Raw genomic sequence first — 15,790 nt, 5'->3', positions numbered from 1 at the left:
GCTGTCAATCCGGCTCAGCCATCGGCTTTCACCTATCTTTCCGACTTCGCTTTCTGGGAAGGCTGCGGCATCGATACGGCATTTATGCCAGCTGAGCCTCTCGTTTCTGCAGCACCGGCAGAGCCGCGCAAACCTTTGCCTACCGTTGAATCCATTCTGGCACAGTTTCGCATTCGCGAATGGAACAAGCAGCCGGAGCCGGTTACCGCCCCCCCGATTCAGCCAGTCGTAGAGACGCCGGCTGCATCTGCGTCGGTTGAAGTGGAGGCGCCGGAACCTGTCGCCGTCGTTCAGGTCGAAACGCCCGCTCCGCAGCCGGTTGTGACGGCGTCCGAGATTGCTCCGGAAGTTGCCGGCGAATCCACCGAAGACGAAGTCATGCTGACCGTCGCGGAAGCGGAAGAGCACGTCGTCGAGGAAGTGGCGGCTCCTGAGCCGATCATAGAAAAGCCTGCCCCGGTCAAGGCTGCGCCTTCTATTGCATTGTACCAGCCGCAGCCCCTCCCCCGCGCGGAAGCGCCGGTTATTCATGGCAGTTATGAATTCCCGCCGCGTGATCTTTTGCAGATGCCGCCAGAGCAGGACGGAAATGTCATCACGCAGGAAATGCTGGAGCGCAGCGCCGGACTTCTCGAAAGCGTGCTGGAGGATTTCGGCGTGCGCGGCGAGATCATCCATGTTCGGCCCGGTCCTGTCGTTACACTTTATGAGTTTGAGCCGGCCCCCGGTGTGAAATCCTCCCGCGTCATCGGCCTCGCCGACGATATTGCTCGCTCCATGTCAGCACTTTCCGCCCGCGTGGCGGTCGTTCCGGGCCGCAATGTCATCGGCATTGAGCTGCCGAATGCCAATCGCGAAACCGTATATCTACGCGAAATGATCGATAGCCGCACTTTCGAGGCGTCGAACTACCGCCTGCCGCTTTGCCTCGGCAAGGGCATCGGTGGTGAACCGATCATCGCAGAGCTGGCCAAGATGCCTCACCTGCTCGTGGCTGGCACTACCGGTTCGGGCAAATCGGTTGCAATCAACACGATGATCCTCTCTCTGCTCTACCGCTTCAAACCGGAAGAATGCCGTCTGATCATGGTCGACCCGAAGATGCTGGAACTGTCCATCTATGATGGTATTCCGCACCTGCTGACACCAGTTGTTACCGATCCGAAGAAGGCCGTTGTCGCCCTGAAATGGGCCGTGCGCGAGATGGAAGAGCGTTATCGCAAGATGGCCCGTCTCGGCGTCCGCAACATCGAAGGCTTCAATGCCCGTGCAGCTTCGGCCAAGGGCAAGGGTGAAACCGTGATGTGCACGGTGCAGTCCGGCTTCGACAAGGAAACCGGCGAGCCGACCTATATCCAGGAAGAGCTCGACCTGACGCCGATGCCTTACATCGTGGTCATCATCGACGAGATGGCCGACCTGATGATGGTTGCAGGCAAGGACATCGAAGGCGCTGTTCAGCGTCTTGCCCAGATGGCCCGCGCCGCCGGTATCCACCTGATCATGGCAACGCAGCGACCATCAGTCGATGTCATTACCGGCACGATCAAGGCCAACTTCCCGACCCGTATTTCCTTCCAGGTTACCTCGAAGATCGACAGCCGCACGATCCTTGGCGAAATGGGTGCCGAACAGCTTCTCGGTCAGGGCGATATGCTGCATATGGCAGGTGGTGGCCGGATCGTCCGCGTCCACGGCCCGTTCGTTTCCGACGAGGAAGTGGAAAAAGTAGTCAATCATCTGAAGGAACAGGGACGTCCGGATTATCTGGCGACTGTTACGGAAGACGAGGAAGAAGAAGACGCAGCGCAGGAAGCGGCGGTTTTCGATGCAACCTCGATGGGTTCCGAAGATGGCGATGATGTGTATGAACAGGCCATCAAGGTTGTGATGCGCGACAAGAAGTGCTCCACCTCCTACATCCAGCGCCGTCTCGGCATTGGCTATAACCGTGCAGCCTCGCTGGTTGAGCGCATGGAAAAGGAAGGTTTGGTCGGACCTGCCAATCATGTCGGGAAGCGTGAGATCCTGACGGGAAATCGCGACTGACCATTCTCAAAGATGAGCGAAAAAAGCCGGATCGCACGCGCAATTCGGCTTTTTGCCATGGCTTCTCAACGGGTTGAAAACTGTTGCACCAATGCGCTTGTCAAGATGTAAAATTTGGTTAATACTTAGTTCATTCGTACATTCTTGATAATCGGTCGGGACAGCTCCGCAAGCCGTCTCGGGCCAAGAAAACAGGGAGAATGATCGATGAAAAGCATTATTATTGGTCCTGCTGCTACCGATAGGGATCGTACAGTTACACAGCAGATTTTACTGCGCATCCATGAACAGATGCCAAAGCCTTCGGAAGACAAGACTCAGGTTTGCAACGTGTTGCGCCTGTCGAAGGGCGGCTACTCTCACCGCAGACGCAGAATTCATAAACTTGCCTGATAACGAAGCGATATAACAGAAAAGCTGCTCAGCGCCACGCATTCAAAGCGAATGCGGCAGGCGCTGTAATTTTATCGTCACAAGATAGTCAGTGTTGAAGATCAAGTGCACGATAAAGCTCGGTATCCTTTGCTTCCCCGCCCATACGTTCAGCGAGAAGCCGCCCGGTCGTAGGACCAAGCGTAAAGCCTTGGTGGCCGTGGCCGAAATCAAGCCACAACCCCTTGTGTCGCGGGGCTTCCGCAACGACGGGCAGCATTCGCGGCATACAGGGACGGCTACCGAACCATGATGTCTGCTCCACGGGAGAGCCTATGTCGAAAAGCGCGCTTATAGCCTCGATAGACCTGTTAAGCTGCTGATGGCGAGCCACGCTGTTCAAAGGTGTCAGTTCGGCCCCGGTCAGGATGCGCAAGCCCGCATCCATCGGTGTTGCGACCGTTGAATTGTTTACGTCGACGATTGGAATCTTCGGTCCGGCGCCGGAATAGTGCTGATGATATCCCCGTTTGAGAACCATCGGAATTCTATAACCGAAACCGCGAAGGACTTCCGGACTCCATGGACCGAGCGCAAGCACAACCTGACGCGCGCGGTGCGGTCCTTCCCTCGTGTCAACCCGCCAGCCAGCACCATCCTGCTGCAAGCTGCGCGCATCGCCATGCAGAAAGATGCCGCCGCGTTTTACGAACAGGTTGACATAGGCCTGGGCAAGCGCACCCGGATCGGAACAGGACCAGGGATCGGTCCAGTGGATGGCTCCTGCCAGACCTGTCTTCAAGGATGGCTCGGCAACGCTGACAGCCTTGCTGTCCTCAATGATGCTGGCAACGCCAAATTCCTGTTTCTTTCGCTCCGCATCACGCGCGGAAATTTCAAACGAACGGGAAGAACGATGTAGCTCGCGCAAGCCCGTCCGCCTTATCAGGTTCTCAGCTCCCGACGCTTTGATTAAAGGCGCGTGATCGTCAGTCGCACGGCGGATCATACGCGCATAGAACTGTGAAACTGTCCGATGCCGTTTCGTTTCCGAATGATGCCAGTAGCGCAACAATGGGCCGATCTGCCCCGGCATATCCCCAAGCCGCCATGCGACCTGATTATTGGCGCCGAATGCAGCCTTCAAAAGTTCCAAAGGGGCACGCGGCAAGGCATAGGGACTGACGGCTTCTGTTTGGATTATTCCGGCATTGCCGTAGCTCGTTTCGCTTCCCGGATTGTTTCGGTCGACAAGAAGAACGGACCAGCCCCGCTCCTGCAAGGCGAGCGCGGCTCCGACACCCACCATACCGGCACCCAGAACGATACAATCCGTCATATCCAGCTACTTCTCAGAAATAGTGCGATTCTCTTTCTGCCAGTATGTGAAATCCGGCCTGCGACTGACAAGTTCAGCGATCACGTTCTTTTGTGGTGCAACCCTTTCTTGCCATTGAATTTTTGTTATAGAAGGCCACTTTCTGCATCAGGCTCTGTTGGCTGCCGTGATTGAAGGACAAGATGATGCCCTCCCCCGAAAACGACCAAACGGTTCAGAAGACCTCCTCCCGATTCCTCCTTGGTTTAATGTCCGTATTGGGGGCGGCTTTCTTCATTCTTTTCATGGGGCTCGGCATTTGGCAGGTCGAGCGCCTGCAATGGAAGCTCGATCTTATTGCAAGAGTTGATGCCCGGGTCCACGCCGAGCCGGTCGCCGCACCGGGAAAGGATGACTGGGCCAATGTCAACCGGAAGGAGGACGAGTACCGTCATGTCAGGCTGACCGGCACCTATCTGAATGACAAGGAAGTTCTGGTCCATGCGCTGACCGAGCGCGGCGCGGGATATTGGGTGCTTACGCCGATGCGCTCGCCCGACGGAGCGTTGACCTTCATCAATCGCGGCTTTGTTCCCGGCGACAGGCGCGACCCGTCATCGCGGCAGGAAACGCAGATCGCCGGAGAGACGACCGTAACAGGCTTGTTGCGCATGCCGGAACCGGATGGATTTTTCCTGCGCCCGAACGATCCCGCGCGCAATGACTGGAATTCGCGCGATGTCGCGGCCTTCGCGCAAAAGGAAAACCTGGGACCGGTCGCGCCCTATTTCATCGATGCGGATGCAAAATCCGGTTCCGGGACGCTTCCTATCGGCGGGCTGACGGTGGTGAAATTCCGCAACAGCCATCTTTCCTATGCAATCACATGGTTTGCGCTTGCCGCCATGGTTGCCGGTGCGGCCATTTTTCTCTGGCGGCACGAGCGTAAGTCCAAGAACTAGATGTGTAAGGCGTGACCGAGCGCTTTCATGCTGGCTTCGGCAAAGCCTTCGCTCAATGTCGGATGCGCGTGGATCGTCGCGGCGATGTCTTCCAGCCTTGCGCCCATCTCCACCGCCTGCGCGAAGGATGATGAAAGCTCGGATATGCCGACGCCGATAGCCTGAATGCCGAGGATGAGGTGATTGTCCGCACGCGCAACGACACGGAACATGCCGTCTTCGCGCTCGATGGTCATTGCCCGGCCATTAGCCTGAAACGGGAAAATGCCGACCTGAATTTCATGACCAGCCTTGCGGGCCTCCTCGGGCGAAAGCCCTACAGTGACGATTTCCGGATCGGTGAAGCAGACGGCGGGGATGCAGCGTTTGTCCCAAACCTGATTGCCGCCTGCGATTATTTCCGCCACCATTTCGCCCTGTGCCATGGCACGATGCGCAAGCATCGGTTCACCGGTCACGTCACCGATGGCATAGACGCCACGCATGGACGTGCGGCAGCGATCATCGATGCGGATGAAGCGGCCATCCATATCCAGCCGGATTTCGCTCAGGCCCCAGCCATCGGTCTGCGGTTTGCGCCCGACGGTTACGAGGATCTTGTCGGCCTTGATGGTTTTCGTGGTTCCACCGGCTGTCAGGACTTCCAGCCCTGCTTCATCCTTCGATAGCCCCTTCGCTGAAGTGCTGGTCAGGACTTCGACGCCGAGCGCTTTCAGGCGCGCCATGACCGGACGCGTCAGTTCCGCATCATATTGCGGCAGGATGCGGTCGGTAGCCTCCACCACGGTGACCTTTGCACCGAGCTTGGCAAAGGCGGTGCCGATTTCCAGCCCGATATAGCCGCCGCCGACGATGGCGAGCCTTTCCGGAATTTTTTCCAGCGACAGCGCTTCGGTAGATGAAATGACTTTTCCGCCAAATGGCAGTGCTTGAATTTCAACCGGAACCGAACCGGTTGCAATCACGATGTTTTCGGCGTGGATCGTCTGGCGGCCCGTGTCCGTTTCAACAAGAACGGTCTTTCCGTCGAGAAAGCGAGCCTGTCCGTGGAACATGCGCACACGCGACCGTTTCAGGAGACCGGCCACACCGCCATTCAGACGGCTCACGATGCCGTCTTTCCACTCAAGCGTTCTGGCAAAATCGATGACCGGGTTTTGCGCCGTGATGCCGAGAGCGCCCTTCGATGCAAAGACGGAAAGGTGATGGAACTCGTCAGCTGCATGGATCAGCGCCTTGGATGGAATGCAACCCACATTGAGGCAGGTGCCCCCAAGTCGCGTCTTTTCCACCAGCACCGTATCGATGCCAAGCTGGCCTGCCCGGATGCCGCATACATAGCCGCCGGGGCCGCCGCCGATGATCAGGAGTTTGCAGGAAATCTCACTCATTCGATCAGCCTTCTACAAAAATCATGGCAGGCGTCTCCAGGAGGCTTTTCAGCTTCTGCACGAAGACCGCCGCATCCCAGCCATCGATCACGCGGTGATCGAAACTGCATGAAAGATTCATCATTTTACGCGGCACGAATTGCGCACCGTCCCACATCGGACGAACGGCCATCTTGTTGATGCCGACGATCGCGACTTCCGGGCGATTGATGATTGGTGTTGTGGCGATTGCACCGAGCGGTCCAAGCGATGTGATGGTAATGGTGGAACCGGTCAGTTCCTCCCGCTTCGCCGTGCTGTTGCGCGCTGCGTCGGTAACCCGCGACAATTCCGAAGCCGCCGCGAACACGCTCATGCTTTCCGCATGGCGCACAACGGGGACGATGAGGCCGTTCGGCGTCTGCGTGGCGATGCCGACATGCACGCCGCCGAACTGGCGAATGATATCCGCCTCATCGTCAAAATGCGCATTGAGGCCCGGCTGTTCCTTCACCGCCTTCACGATGGAGCGGATGACAAAAGGTAGAAGCGTGAGGCGTGGACGCCCCTCCTTCTTTTCATTGTTGAGGCTGCTGCGCAGCTCTTCAAGCTGGGTGACGTCCACCTCCTCGACAATGGTGATGTGCGGAATATGGCGCTTGGCTTCCGCCATGCGCTCGGCGATCTTGCGGCGAAGGCCGATGACCTTGATTTCATTGACCGATGTATCAGCCGTATAGCCCGACAAAACCGGGGCAGCGCCGCTTTCCATCTGGAAAAAGGCGTCAAGGTCTTCATGCGTGATGCGTCCGGCCGGACCTGTTCCGCGAACACGACGCAGATCGACCCCTGCATCGCGGGCCCGCAACCTGACAGACGGTGTGGCCAGCGGCCTTTCGCCTTCGTTGCGTATTGGCCCCGCTCCGGAGAAAGCGCGGCTCGCGGCTTCAGGCTTCGGTGCCGCAGCTTTCGGAGGAACCGGTGTCTGCAACAGAACAGGTGCTTCAGGAGCAGGCGCCGGTTGCGGTTTGACCGTTTCTACTGCCGCCGGAGCCGGATTTTCCTCGGCTTCTTCGACAGGCTTTTCTTCCCCCGCGCCGCCTTCGATTTCAAGGCGCACGAGTTCGGAGCCAACAGCGATCTTCTCGCCCACTTCGCCATTGATGGCGACCACCTTGCCCGCGCGTGAGGAGGGAATTTCCACCGTTGCCTTGTCGGTCATGACGGCGGCGAGAAGATCGTCCTCGCGGATGATGTCGCCCACTTTCACATGCCATTCGACAAGTTCGGCCTCGGCAACGCCTTCGCCGACATCAGGGAGCTTGATTGCGAAATGAGCCATTTAAGCCTCCATGATCGATGTGAGCGCGCGACCTACCCGGTCGGGACCGGGGAAATAGGCCCATTCCTGCGCATGCGGGTAAGGCGTGTCCCAGCCGGTGACGCGCAGGATCGGCGCTTCCAGATGATAGAAGCAGTCACGCTGAACGAGTGCGGCAAGCTCCGCGCCGTAGCCGCAGGTGAGCGTCGCCTCATGCACGATGACGCAGCGCCCGGTCTTCTTCACCGAGGCCATGATCGTCTCGGTGTCGAGCGGCAGAAGCGTGCGCAGATCAATCACCTCCGCATCGACGCCGGTTTCCTCGGCTGCGGCGAGCGCCACATGAACCATGGTGCCATAGGCCAGCACCGTCACATCGTTGCCTTCGCGGCGGATCGCGGCCTTGCCAAGCGGCACGGTATAATAGCCGTCCGGCACCTCGCCCAGATCATGCTTCTTCCATGACGTGACCGGCTTGTCGTGGTGGCCGTCGAACGGGCCGTTATAAAGGCGCTTCGGCTCGAACATGATAACCGGATCGGGATCCTCGATGGCCGCGAGCAGCAGGCCCTTGGCGTCGGCGGGCGTCGAGGGCATGACCGTCTTGAGGCCGGAAACATGGGTGAAAAGCGCTTCCGGGCTCTGGCTGTGGGTCTGCCCGCCATAGATGCCGCCGCCGGAAGGCATGCGGATCACGATGGGACAGGTGAACTCGCCTGCCGAGCGATAGCGAAGGCGCGCGGCTTCCGACACGATCTGGTCATAGGCGGGATAGACATAATCCGCGAACTGCACTTCGATGCAGGGGCGCAGGCCGTAAGCCGCCATGCCGATCGCCGTGCCGACGATGCCAAGCTCGCTGATCGGCGCATCGAAGCAGCGTTCCTTGCCGTATTTCTTCTGCAAGCCAGCGGTGCAGCGGAAAACACCGCCAAAATAACCGACATCCTCACCGAACACGACAACCTTCTTGTCACGTTCCATGGCGATATCGTGGGCGTTCTGGATCGCCTCGATCATGGTCATTTTGCTCATAGATCAGAACCCCGCTTCCTGACGCTGGCGGATAAGATGCGGCGGCGTTTCGGCATAAACATCCTCGAACATGTCGCGCATCGATGGTTTGCGGCCATCATGCAGCGTTCCGATGGCTTCCGCCTCGCGCTGCGCGCTCACCACGATATCCATCACCTCGGCTTCCGCCTGCTTGTGGCGCTCATCAGACCACAGGCCGCGCTTGATGAGGTGGTTCTTGAGCCGCAGGATCGGATCACCGAGCGGCCACGCATCGCTTTCGGCCTTGGGGCGATAGGCGGATGGATCGTCAGAGGTTGAGTGTCCGCCAGCACGATAGGTCACATATTCGATGATCGTCGGCCCGAGATTACGCCGGGCGCGTTCTACAGCCCATTTGGCAACCGCATGGACAGCCAGATAGTCATTGCCATCGACACGCAGGGCAGGAATGCCGAAACCATGACCGCGTGCAGCAAAAGTGCCGGAGCCGCCGCGTGCAATCCCCTGAAAGGTGGAAATGGCCCATTGATTGTTGACGATGTTCATCACCACAGGCGCCTTGTAGGTGGAGGCGAAGACCAGTGCGGCGTGGAAATCGCTTTCCGCCGTCGAACCGTCACCGATCCATGCGGCTGCGATCTTCGTGTCATGGCTGATGGCAGACGCCATGGCCCAGCCGACGGCCTGCGTATATTGTGTCGCGAGATTGCCGGAAATGGTGAAGAACCCGTGTTCCTGCGACGAATACATCACCGGAAGCTGGCGGCCTTTCAGCGGGTCCTGCTCGTTGGAGAAAATCTGGTTCATCATCGTGACGAGGGGATAATCATCTGCGATGAGAAGCCCCGCCTGACGATAGGTCGGGAAATTCATGTCGCCCTTGCGCAGCGCTTTACGGAAAGCACAGCTCACGGCCTCCTCGCCCAGATGCTGCATGTAGAACGAGGTCTTGCCCTGACGCTGCGCCATCATCATGCGCGCATCATAGGCGCGCAGGATCATCATATGGCGAAGCCCGTCCTTCAGTTCGTCGTCGGTGAGCGTGCCCGCCCATGGGCCGACCGCCTCGCCTTCCCGGTTCAAAACCCGGATGATGCTGAAAGCCAGATCGCGCATGGCCTCCGGCTTTTCGTCGATCTCGGGCCTGCGCACGCTGCCCGCGCGGGGAATCTTGACGTGGGAGAAATCCGGTGCATCACCCGGGCGCCATTCCGGCTCGGGAACATGCAGTGAAAGTACGACATCATCGCTCATGCGGGTAACCCTCGAAACTGGCCGCGCAACTGGCCTCGGGAACTTACAGAATGTCGAACGGGGGAATATTGGATTGGTTCCGTGCGTTTCGGAAACCCTCTTACCGGCATCGTTGGTCACATCTGCCGACCTTGCTCCTCCCATGCGACATGGCGCCGATTTCCTCCTTCGGCTCCATCCGTTTTCAGGGTGGAACGGGTTCAAAAATAAAGCAAGATTATTTTTCGATCGCTTCGACGCTCGTTTGCGAAAGCGGTTCGCTCCTGTATCGAAGGGAACCGAGATGTATCGCACGAAACAAGCTTATTTCCGTGATTTAAATGGGATTTTAAGTGGAATGTTTAACTGCCGCATGCCGCAATAATATTGCTTTTGATTGACCAAAACGTCAGTACTTATTGGTACTGTTTTAACTGTTTTGAGCGCGATGTTCGTTTCTGACAGATTCAGCATGAGGCGTTTTGTCCATATGCGCCGGCATGAATTCGAGCCAGCAGACGACACCGATTCTCCAAAAAGAAAAGCCGCACCCCCGAGTACGGCTCGTGAGCACGGCTTGGCAAGAAGCTACGAAATGACCGGTCAGCGGATCGCTTTGCCGTCCCCATCGAACCGATGCACTTTGCTGTCATCCGGCGTAATGAAGATCACATCGTCTTCATTGTAGTGGTGTTCGCCGAAGAGTCGTACCGTTATCAGGCCGGCAGCTTCTGTTTCGACGTAAAGGATCGTATCGGCGCCAAGATGTTCGGCGTGGATGACCTTGCCTTTCCATTTGCCACTGTCGCGATTGATGGAAATATGCTCGGGGCGGACGCCGACCGTCTTCGCTCCGGTGTCGTCGATGCGAGCGCCATCTACGAAATTCATCTGCGGCGAACCAATAAAGCTCGCGACAAAAAGATTGTCCGGCTTGTTATAGAGTTCCATAGGCGAGCCGACCTGCTCGATGCGACCGGCATTGAGGACAACGATGCGGTCGGCAAGGGTCATTGCCTCCACCTGATCATGCGTCACATAGATCATCGTTGCCTTGAGCTCGCGGTGCAGCTTGGCGATTTCAAGCCGGGTCTGCACGCGAAGCGCAGCGTCGAGGTTCGACAGTGGTTCATCGAACAGGAACAGTTCCGGTTCGCGCACCAGTGCACGACCGATGGCGACGCGCTGGCGTTGGCCACCCGACATTTCAGCGGGACGCCGACCCAGATAAGGGTCCAGCGCAAGCATTGCCGAAGCCTTGGAAACGCGCGTTTCGATTTCCGCCTTGGGCGTGCCTGCCTGCTTGAGGCCGAGGCCCATATTGTCCTTCACCGTCAGATGCGGATAAAGCGCATAGGACTGAAACACCATGGCGATGCCGCGCTTCGACGGCGGCGTGACGGTTACGTCCTCACCATTGATGAGCACCTGACCGGAAGAGACGTCTTCCAGACCGGCAATGGAACGCAGCAGCGTTGACTTGCCGCAACCGGAAGGTCCGACGAAGATGATGAACTCGCCGTCCTGCACTTCCAGATTGATGTCTTTCAGAACTTCCTGTGCACCGTAGCGCTTGTGTATCGATTTGAGTAGCAGCGATCCCACGTGATAAATTCCCTTAAATTCTACCGGCTTACAGTTTGACAGGCTGGCCCGAGCGCACGCTTTCATCCGCCGCGAGGCAGATGCGCAGCGATTGCAGCGCGTCATCCATATGTCGGTTGAGATCGATATCTTCGCGAATGGCCTTCAGCATGTAGGCCTGCTCGCGTTCGCACAATTCCTGATGTCCAGGCTCGTCGGCCATGGAGAGATTGGTGTCCGGGTGCAGGAACTTGCCGTCCGCGCCCCGTTCGGCGCGATGAATGCGGATATTCGCGGTTTTGGTATGCGCATCCACATCGTCGGATTTGGTCACGGCTTCGTTCATGACGATCGACACGCATCCATTCGGGGAAATCACGTCTTTCACGAAGAAGGCCGTTTCCGACATCATCGGGCCCCAGCCTGCCTCATACCAGCCGACCGTACCGTCATCGAACAGCACCTGAAGATGGCCGTAATTATACATGTCCGGCTTGATCTCATCGGAGAGCCGCAGGCCCATGCCGCGCACTTCCACCGGTTTGGCGTCGGTGATCTGGCACATGACATCCACATAATGCACGCCGCAATCCACAATGGGCGACGTCGTGTTCATCAGGTTCTTGTGCGTTTCCCAGGTTGCGCCGCTGGATTGCTGGTTGAGATTCATGCGGAAGACGTAAGGCCCACCGAGCTGGCGTGCCTCGGAGATGAGCCGCATCCACGACGGATGATGGCGCAGGATATAGCCGATGACGAGCTTGCGTCCGTTGGCGCGCGCGCAGTCGATCACCCGGCGCGCATCCTCAACCGTCGTTGCCAGCGGCTTTTCCACGAACACATGCGCGCCCTGCTCCATCGCCGCGACGGCATAATCCGCATGGCTTTCCGAATAGGTGGCGACACAAGCGAGATCCGGTTTCAGCTCCTTCAATGCATCATGGAATGACGGATGGATTTCATAACCCGCCAGTTCATCCGGCACGGCAACCTTGGTGCGATTGACGAGGCCGACGATCTCGAAACCGGGATTGCGGTGATAGGCGAGCGCATGGCTGCGGCCCATATTGCCGAGTCCGGCAGACAGAACACGGACAGGATTTTGCATTGCAGAACTCATTTTACAGCTCCCGCAGTGATGCCGCGGATCAGCTGCCGCGAGAAGATGACGTAAAGGATAAGGATCGGAAACATTGCCAGTGAAAGGGCCGAAAGAACGGCGTTCCAGTTGGTGACGAACTGACCGATGAAGAGCTGTGAACCGAGCGTCACCGTCTTGGTGGCTTCGCTTGGCGCAAGGATCAGCGGGAACCAGAGGTCGTTCCAGATGGGGATCATGGTGAAGACGGCAACCGTAGCCATGGCAGGACGGATCAGCGGCAGCACCAGCTTGAAGAAGATCGCATATTCCGACATGCCGTCTATTCGTCCGGCATTCTTCAAATCATCGGACACGGTTCGCATGAATTCCGACAGGATGAAGATCGCAAGCGGCAGGCCCTGCGCGGTATAAACGAGGATCAGCGCCGTCAATGTGTTGACCAGACCAGCAGCCACCATGCCCTGCAACAGCGCGACCGTGCCAAGCCTGATCGGGATCATGATGCCGATGGCCAGATAAAGCCCCATCAGCGTGTTACCCTTGAAGCGATATTCGGCAAGCGCAAAGGCTGCCATCGCGCCGAACAGGATCACCAGGAAAATGCTCACCACCGTGACGATGGTGCTATTCTGGAAATAGGTCAGGAACGAGCCCTGTTTCAGAACGGTTTCATAACCGATGAGGCTGAAACTTTCCGTCGTCGGAAACTGCAACGGCGTGCGGAAAATCGCGTTGCGGTCCTTGAACGAGTTGATGAGCGTCAGCGCCACCGGAAACACGGCGACCAGCATGTAGAAGATCAGGGCCGCATGAACGAGCGTGGTGCGAATGGGCGATGTGCGTGCTTTCGACATTTTTCTCGCTCCTCAGAACTGATAGCGGCGCATGCGGCGCTGGATGCCGAACAGGTAGAGCGACACACCGGCCAGAATGATGAGGAACATCACGGCGGCGATGGTGGCGCCCATGGACGGATTGCCAAGCTGCAGCTGGAAGCCGAAGAAGGTGCGGTAAAGGAACGTGCCCAGAATATCGGTCGATTTGTCCGGTCCGGCCAGCGCGCCCTGCATTGAATAGACGAGGTCGAAGGCATTGAAATTGGCAACGAAGGTCATCACCGAGATCAGGCCGATGGATGGCAGGATGAGCGGCAGCTTGATCTTGAAGAACTGGCTCCAGCCGGTAATGCCGTCACATTCGGCCGCTTCGATGATTTCATCGGGAATGTTGAGAAGGGCTGCATAGATCAGCATCATCGGAATGCCAACGAACTGCCAGACCGAGACGAGCGACACGGTGACAAGGGCGGTATCCGCCTTGCCAAGCCACGGGCCGAACGCCCATTTGAGACCGACAAGGTCCATCATCCACGGTGCTACGCCCCAGATCGGCGACAGGATCAGCTTCCAGATGAATCCGACGATGACGAAAGACAGCAGCGTCGGAAGGAAGATCGCCGTGCGGTAGAAGGCGGCAAAACGCAGCTTCGGCAAGGACAGCATGGCTGCCAGCAAAATGCCGATCGGATTTTGAACCAGCATGTGAATGCAGAAGAATATAACGTTGTTTTTCAACGCATTCCAGAAATCGCGCGACCAGTTCGGATCACCAAAAAGGGCCTGAAAATTGGCGAACCCCACAAAAGTGCGCTGTCCGTCGACGACATTGAAGAATGCCTGCCGCAATGTTTCGATCAGTGGCAGTACCATCACCGCCGTATAGATCAGGACGCAAGGCAGAAGAAATACAAGTATATGCCAACGCCTTTGGCGCTTGTGCACAATACCTGTCATGTCGGCAGATTGGCTCATATAGGCATTCGCTCTTCAAGAGCATTTCCAGCAAACGAGTGAACTTGGCGTCTGGAAATGCGTAAAACCGATGGTTAGCGTTCCCGTTCAAGAGAATGCGTGCAAACCAGAGAAAGCCAGAGCTTCCCCTCCTTGCATTTTAAACTGACACGGATTGCACCGTTTGCAAAACCGCATGTCGATGCAACAGACCAAAAGATATGGGCGGCGCGCCCCCGCGATCGCCGCCCACACCGTCCCGCGTTTTTACTTCGCAGGTTTGTACCAGCTATCCAGACCTTCCTGCAGCTTCTTCGCAGCATCTTCCGGCGTCACAGTGCCGTTGATGACATTGGCGGACTGAACCCAGGTTTCATTTTCGAGGTTCGGCGTGCCACGCGACAGGATCTGGTAGGTCGAACGAATGGTCGGCTTGCACTTTTCACGCCAGGAAACGAATTCCTGTGCCAGCGGGTCACTCATTTTTACAGCCGTCGAGTTCAGGCTGAAGAAGCCCGGCAGCGCATTGGCGTAGATTTCCGCGAATTCAGGCGAAGCGACCCAGTTCAGGAAAACCTTTGCCTGTTCCGCGTGCTTGCTCGAAGCATTGAGGCCAATACCGATATCGTTGTGATCGGAGATGTAGCAGGTGTCGCCGGCATTCTTCACCGGCGGCGGGAATGCGCCCATCTTGAACTGCGCCTGGGTATTGAACAAGCCGATCTCCCACGAACCTGCGGGGAAGATGGCGGCACGGCCCAGAGTGAACAGGTTCTGGCTGTCCGGATAGGTCTGCGCTTCAAAACCGTCGCCCAGATAGTCCTTCCACTTGGCCAGCACTGCAAACGGCTCGACCCACTGCGGATCGGTAAGCTTTTCCTTACCGGCGATCAGCGCCTTGCGGCCTTCTTCGCCCTTCCAGTAGGTCGGCCCGATATTCTGGTAGCCCATGGTTGCGGCTTCCCACATATCCTTCGTGCCCATGGCCATGGGGATGTAGTTGCCGTCAGCCTTGATCTTGTCGAGCATAGCGAAGAATTCGGCCTCGGTGGCCGGCGGCGTAATGCCGAGCTGATCGAAAGCATCCTTGTTGTAGATGAAGCCGTGAATGACCGAGGCCATCGGCACGCAGAATGTCTTCGAGCCGTCATCGGTGGTCCATGCGGACTTGGCGACGTCGGAGAAGTTCTTCATGCCTTCCAGATCGGTAAGATCGGCAAGCTTGCCCTTGTTGAACAGTTCGAGCGAGGTGTCGAACGGACGGCAGGAAATGAGGTCGCCGCCCGAGCCCGCATCGAGCTTGGCATTGAGGGCCGCGTTATATTCCGTTGGCGCACTCGGTGCGAAATTGATCTTGATGCCAGGATTCTTGGCTTCAAAAGCCGGAATAATCTTTTCCTGCCAGATCTGCAGATCGTCGTTGCGCCAGCTTTCGACCGTCAGCGTGACGTCTTCTGCAAGCGCAGCCGATCCCGACGCCAGAAGCGTGGAACCCAGCAGCATGAGTTTCAACGTATTACGAACCATTGACCTTCTCCCGTTTTATAGCGCGGATGCGCAAAAGAGGCGAAAGTACGCCAAACCGTTTCGGCACGATCGCTTCTCGCGTAACGGGAAAAGTACCGGCCCCCGCCGGTGGTCTCCATCCCAAATCCGCGTGATCCTCGCCCTC

12 protein-coding genes and 1 pseudogene are annotated in these 15,790 nt (G+C 57.6%); 3 read left to right on the top strand and 10 right to left on the bottom strand.

The features are described 5' to 3' along the window. Nucleotides 1–18 precede the first annotated feature (18 nt). Nucleotides 19–2,049, top strand: a pseudogene (locus JNC70_RS12360) (DNA translocase FtsK); the annotation flags it as partial. A 207-nt stretch (nucleotides 2,050–2,256) separates the two neighbouring features. Then, nucleotides 2,257–2,442, top strand: a complete 186-nt coding sequence (locus JNC70_RS12355; protein ID WP_104754542.1) for a hypothetical protein — start codon at nucleotides 2,257–2,259, stop codon at nucleotides 2,440–2,442. Nucleotides 2,443–2,530: 88 nt separating this feature from the next. On the opposite strand, the gene JNC70_RS12350 is transcribed toward JNC70_RS12355, so the two are convergent. After that, nucleotides 2,531–3,760, bottom strand: a complete 1,230-nt coding sequence (locus JNC70_RS12350) for an NAD(P)/FAD-dependent oxidoreductase (RefSeq protein WP_104754541.1) — start codon at nucleotides 3,758–3,760, stop codon at nucleotides 2,531–2,533. A 182-nt stretch (nucleotides 3,761–3,942) separates the two neighbouring features. Here JNC70_RS12350 and JNC70_RS12345 point away from each other — a divergent pair, with 182 nt between their 5' ends. Further along, nucleotides 3,943–4,701, top strand: a complete 759-nt coding sequence (locus JNC70_RS12345) for an SURF1 family protein (protein ID WP_104754540.1) — start codon at nucleotides 3,943–3,945, stop codon at nucleotides 4,699–4,701. On the opposite strand, the gene lpdA is transcribed toward JNC70_RS12345, so the two are convergent. The 9 genes from lpdA to JNC70_RS12300 all read right to left on the bottom strand — a co-directional run bounded on the left by lpdA (nucleotide 4,698) and on the right by JNC70_RS12300 (nucleotide 15,645). Next, nucleotides 4,698–6,092, bottom strand: coding sequence for a dihydrolipoyl dehydrogenase (gene lpdA, locus JNC70_RS12340; RefSeq protein ID WP_104754539.1), 1,395 nt, complete (start codon nucleotides 6,090–6,092; stop codon nucleotides 4,698–4,700). The genes JNC70_RS12345 and lpdA overlap by 4 nt on opposite strands. A 4-nt stretch (nucleotides 6,093–6,096) precedes the next feature. Then, the gene (locus JNC70_RS12335) at nucleotides 6,097–7,413 is read right to left on the bottom strand and encodes a dihydrolipoamide acetyltransferase family protein (protein ID WP_104754538.1); all 1,317 of its coding nucleotides are present in this window, start codon (nucleotides 7,411–7,413) and stop codon (nucleotides 6,097–6,099) included. Beyond that, nucleotides 7,414–8,427, bottom strand: coding sequence for an alpha-ketoacid dehydrogenase subunit beta (locus JNC70_RS12330; RefSeq protein WP_104754537.1), 1,014 nt, complete (start codon nucleotides 8,425–8,427; stop codon nucleotides 7,414–7,416). A gap of 3 nt (nucleotides 8,428–8,430) precedes the next feature. Further along, nucleotides 8,431–9,663, bottom strand: coding sequence for a 3-methyl-2-oxobutanoate dehydrogenase (2-methylpropanoyl-transferring) subunit alpha (locus JNC70_RS12325; protein ID WP_104754536.1), 1,233 nt, complete (start codon nucleotides 9,661–9,663; stop codon nucleotides 8,431–8,433). Between the two features lie 582 nt (nucleotides 9,664–10,245). Next, nucleotides 10,246–11,247 (bottom strand): ABC transporter ATP-binding protein, encoded by a 1,002-nt coding sequence (locus JNC70_RS12320; protein WP_104754534.1) that lies wholly within the window; start codon nucleotides 11,245–11,247, stop codon nucleotides 10,246–10,248. Between the two features lie 28 nt (nucleotides 11,248–11,275). Then, entirely contained in the window at nucleotides 11,276–12,346 is a 1,071-nt protein-coding gene (locus tag JNC70_RS12315; RefSeq protein ID WP_104754533.1) for a Gfo/Idh/MocA family protein, read from the bottom strand. Continuing rightward, complete coding sequence (locus tag JNC70_RS12310; protein WP_104754532.1) at nucleotides 12,343–13,182, bottom strand: carbohydrate ABC transporter permease; 840 nt, start codon at nucleotides 13,180–13,182, stop codon at nucleotides 12,343–12,345. Before JNC70_RS12310 ends, JNC70_RS12315 begins: the two co-directional genes overlap by 4 nt. A 12-nt stretch (nucleotides 13,183–13,194) precedes the next feature. Next, complete coding sequence (locus JNC70_RS12305) at nucleotides 13,195–14,139, bottom strand: carbohydrate ABC transporter permease (RefSeq protein ID WP_374788596.1); 945 nt, start codon at nucleotides 14,137–14,139, stop codon at nucleotides 13,195–13,197. A 246-nt stretch (nucleotides 14,140–14,385) separates the two neighbouring features. After that, entirely contained in the window at nucleotides 14,386–15,645 is a 1,260-nt protein-coding gene (locus JNC70_RS12300; protein ID WP_104754530.1) for an ABC transporter substrate-binding protein, read from the bottom strand. Between the last annotated feature and the right edge of the window lie 145 nt (nucleotides 15,646–15,790).

The organism is Brucella oryzae (assembly GCF_041929965.1).
Classification (GTDB): domain Bacteria; phylum Pseudomonadota; class Alphaproteobacteria; order Rhizobiales; family Rhizobiaceae; genus Brucella; species Brucella oryzae.
The sequence above is the reverse complement of the archived record's forward strand: the minus strand, read 5'-3'. Positions and strand labels throughout refer to the sequence as shown.

Bases quoted from the DNA above. Each gene is read 5' to 3' on its own strand.
- JNC70_RS12355 (WP_104754542.1), top strand. From the start codon at position 2,257: ATGAAAAGCATTATTATTGGTCCTGCTGCTACCGATAGGGATCGTACA.
- JNC70_RS12350 (WP_104754541.1), bottom strand. From the start codon at position 3,760: ATGACGGATTGTATCGTTCTGGGTGCCGGTATGGTGGGTGTCGGAGCC.
- JNC70_RS12345 (WP_104754540.1), top strand. From the start codon at position 3,943: ATGATGCCCTCCCCCGAAAACGACCAAACGGTTCAGAAGACCTCCTCC.
- lpdA (WP_104754539.1), bottom strand. From the start codon at position 6,092: ATGAGTGAGATTTCCTGCAAACTCCTGATCATCGGCGGCGGCCCCGGC.
- JNC70_RS12335 (WP_104754538.1), bottom strand. From the start codon at position 7,413: ATGGCTCATTTCGCAATCAAGCTCCCTGATGTCGGCGAAGGCGTTGCC.
- JNC70_RS12330 (WP_104754537.1), bottom strand. From the start codon at position 8,427: ATGAGCAAAATGACCATGATCGAGGCGATCCAGAACGCCCACGATATC.
- JNC70_RS12325 (WP_104754536.1), bottom strand. From the start codon at position 9,663: ATGAGCGATGATGTCGTACTTTCACTGCATGTTCCCGAGCCGGAATGG.
- JNC70_RS12315 (WP_104754533.1), bottom strand. From the start codon at position 12,346: ATGAGTTCTGCAATGCAAAATCCTGTCCGTGTTCTGTCTGCCGGACTC.
- JNC70_RS12310 (WP_104754532.1), bottom strand. From the start codon at position 13,182: ATGTCGAAAGCACGCACATCGCCCATTCGCACCACGCTCGTTCATGCG.
- JNC70_RS12305 (WP_374788596.1), bottom strand. From the start codon at position 14,139: ATGAGCCAATCTGCCGACATGACAGGTATTGTGCACAAGCGCCAAAGG.
- JNC70_RS12300 (WP_104754530.1), bottom strand. From the start codon at position 15,645: ATGGTTCGTAATACGTTGAAACTCATGCTGCTGGGTTCCACGCTTCTG.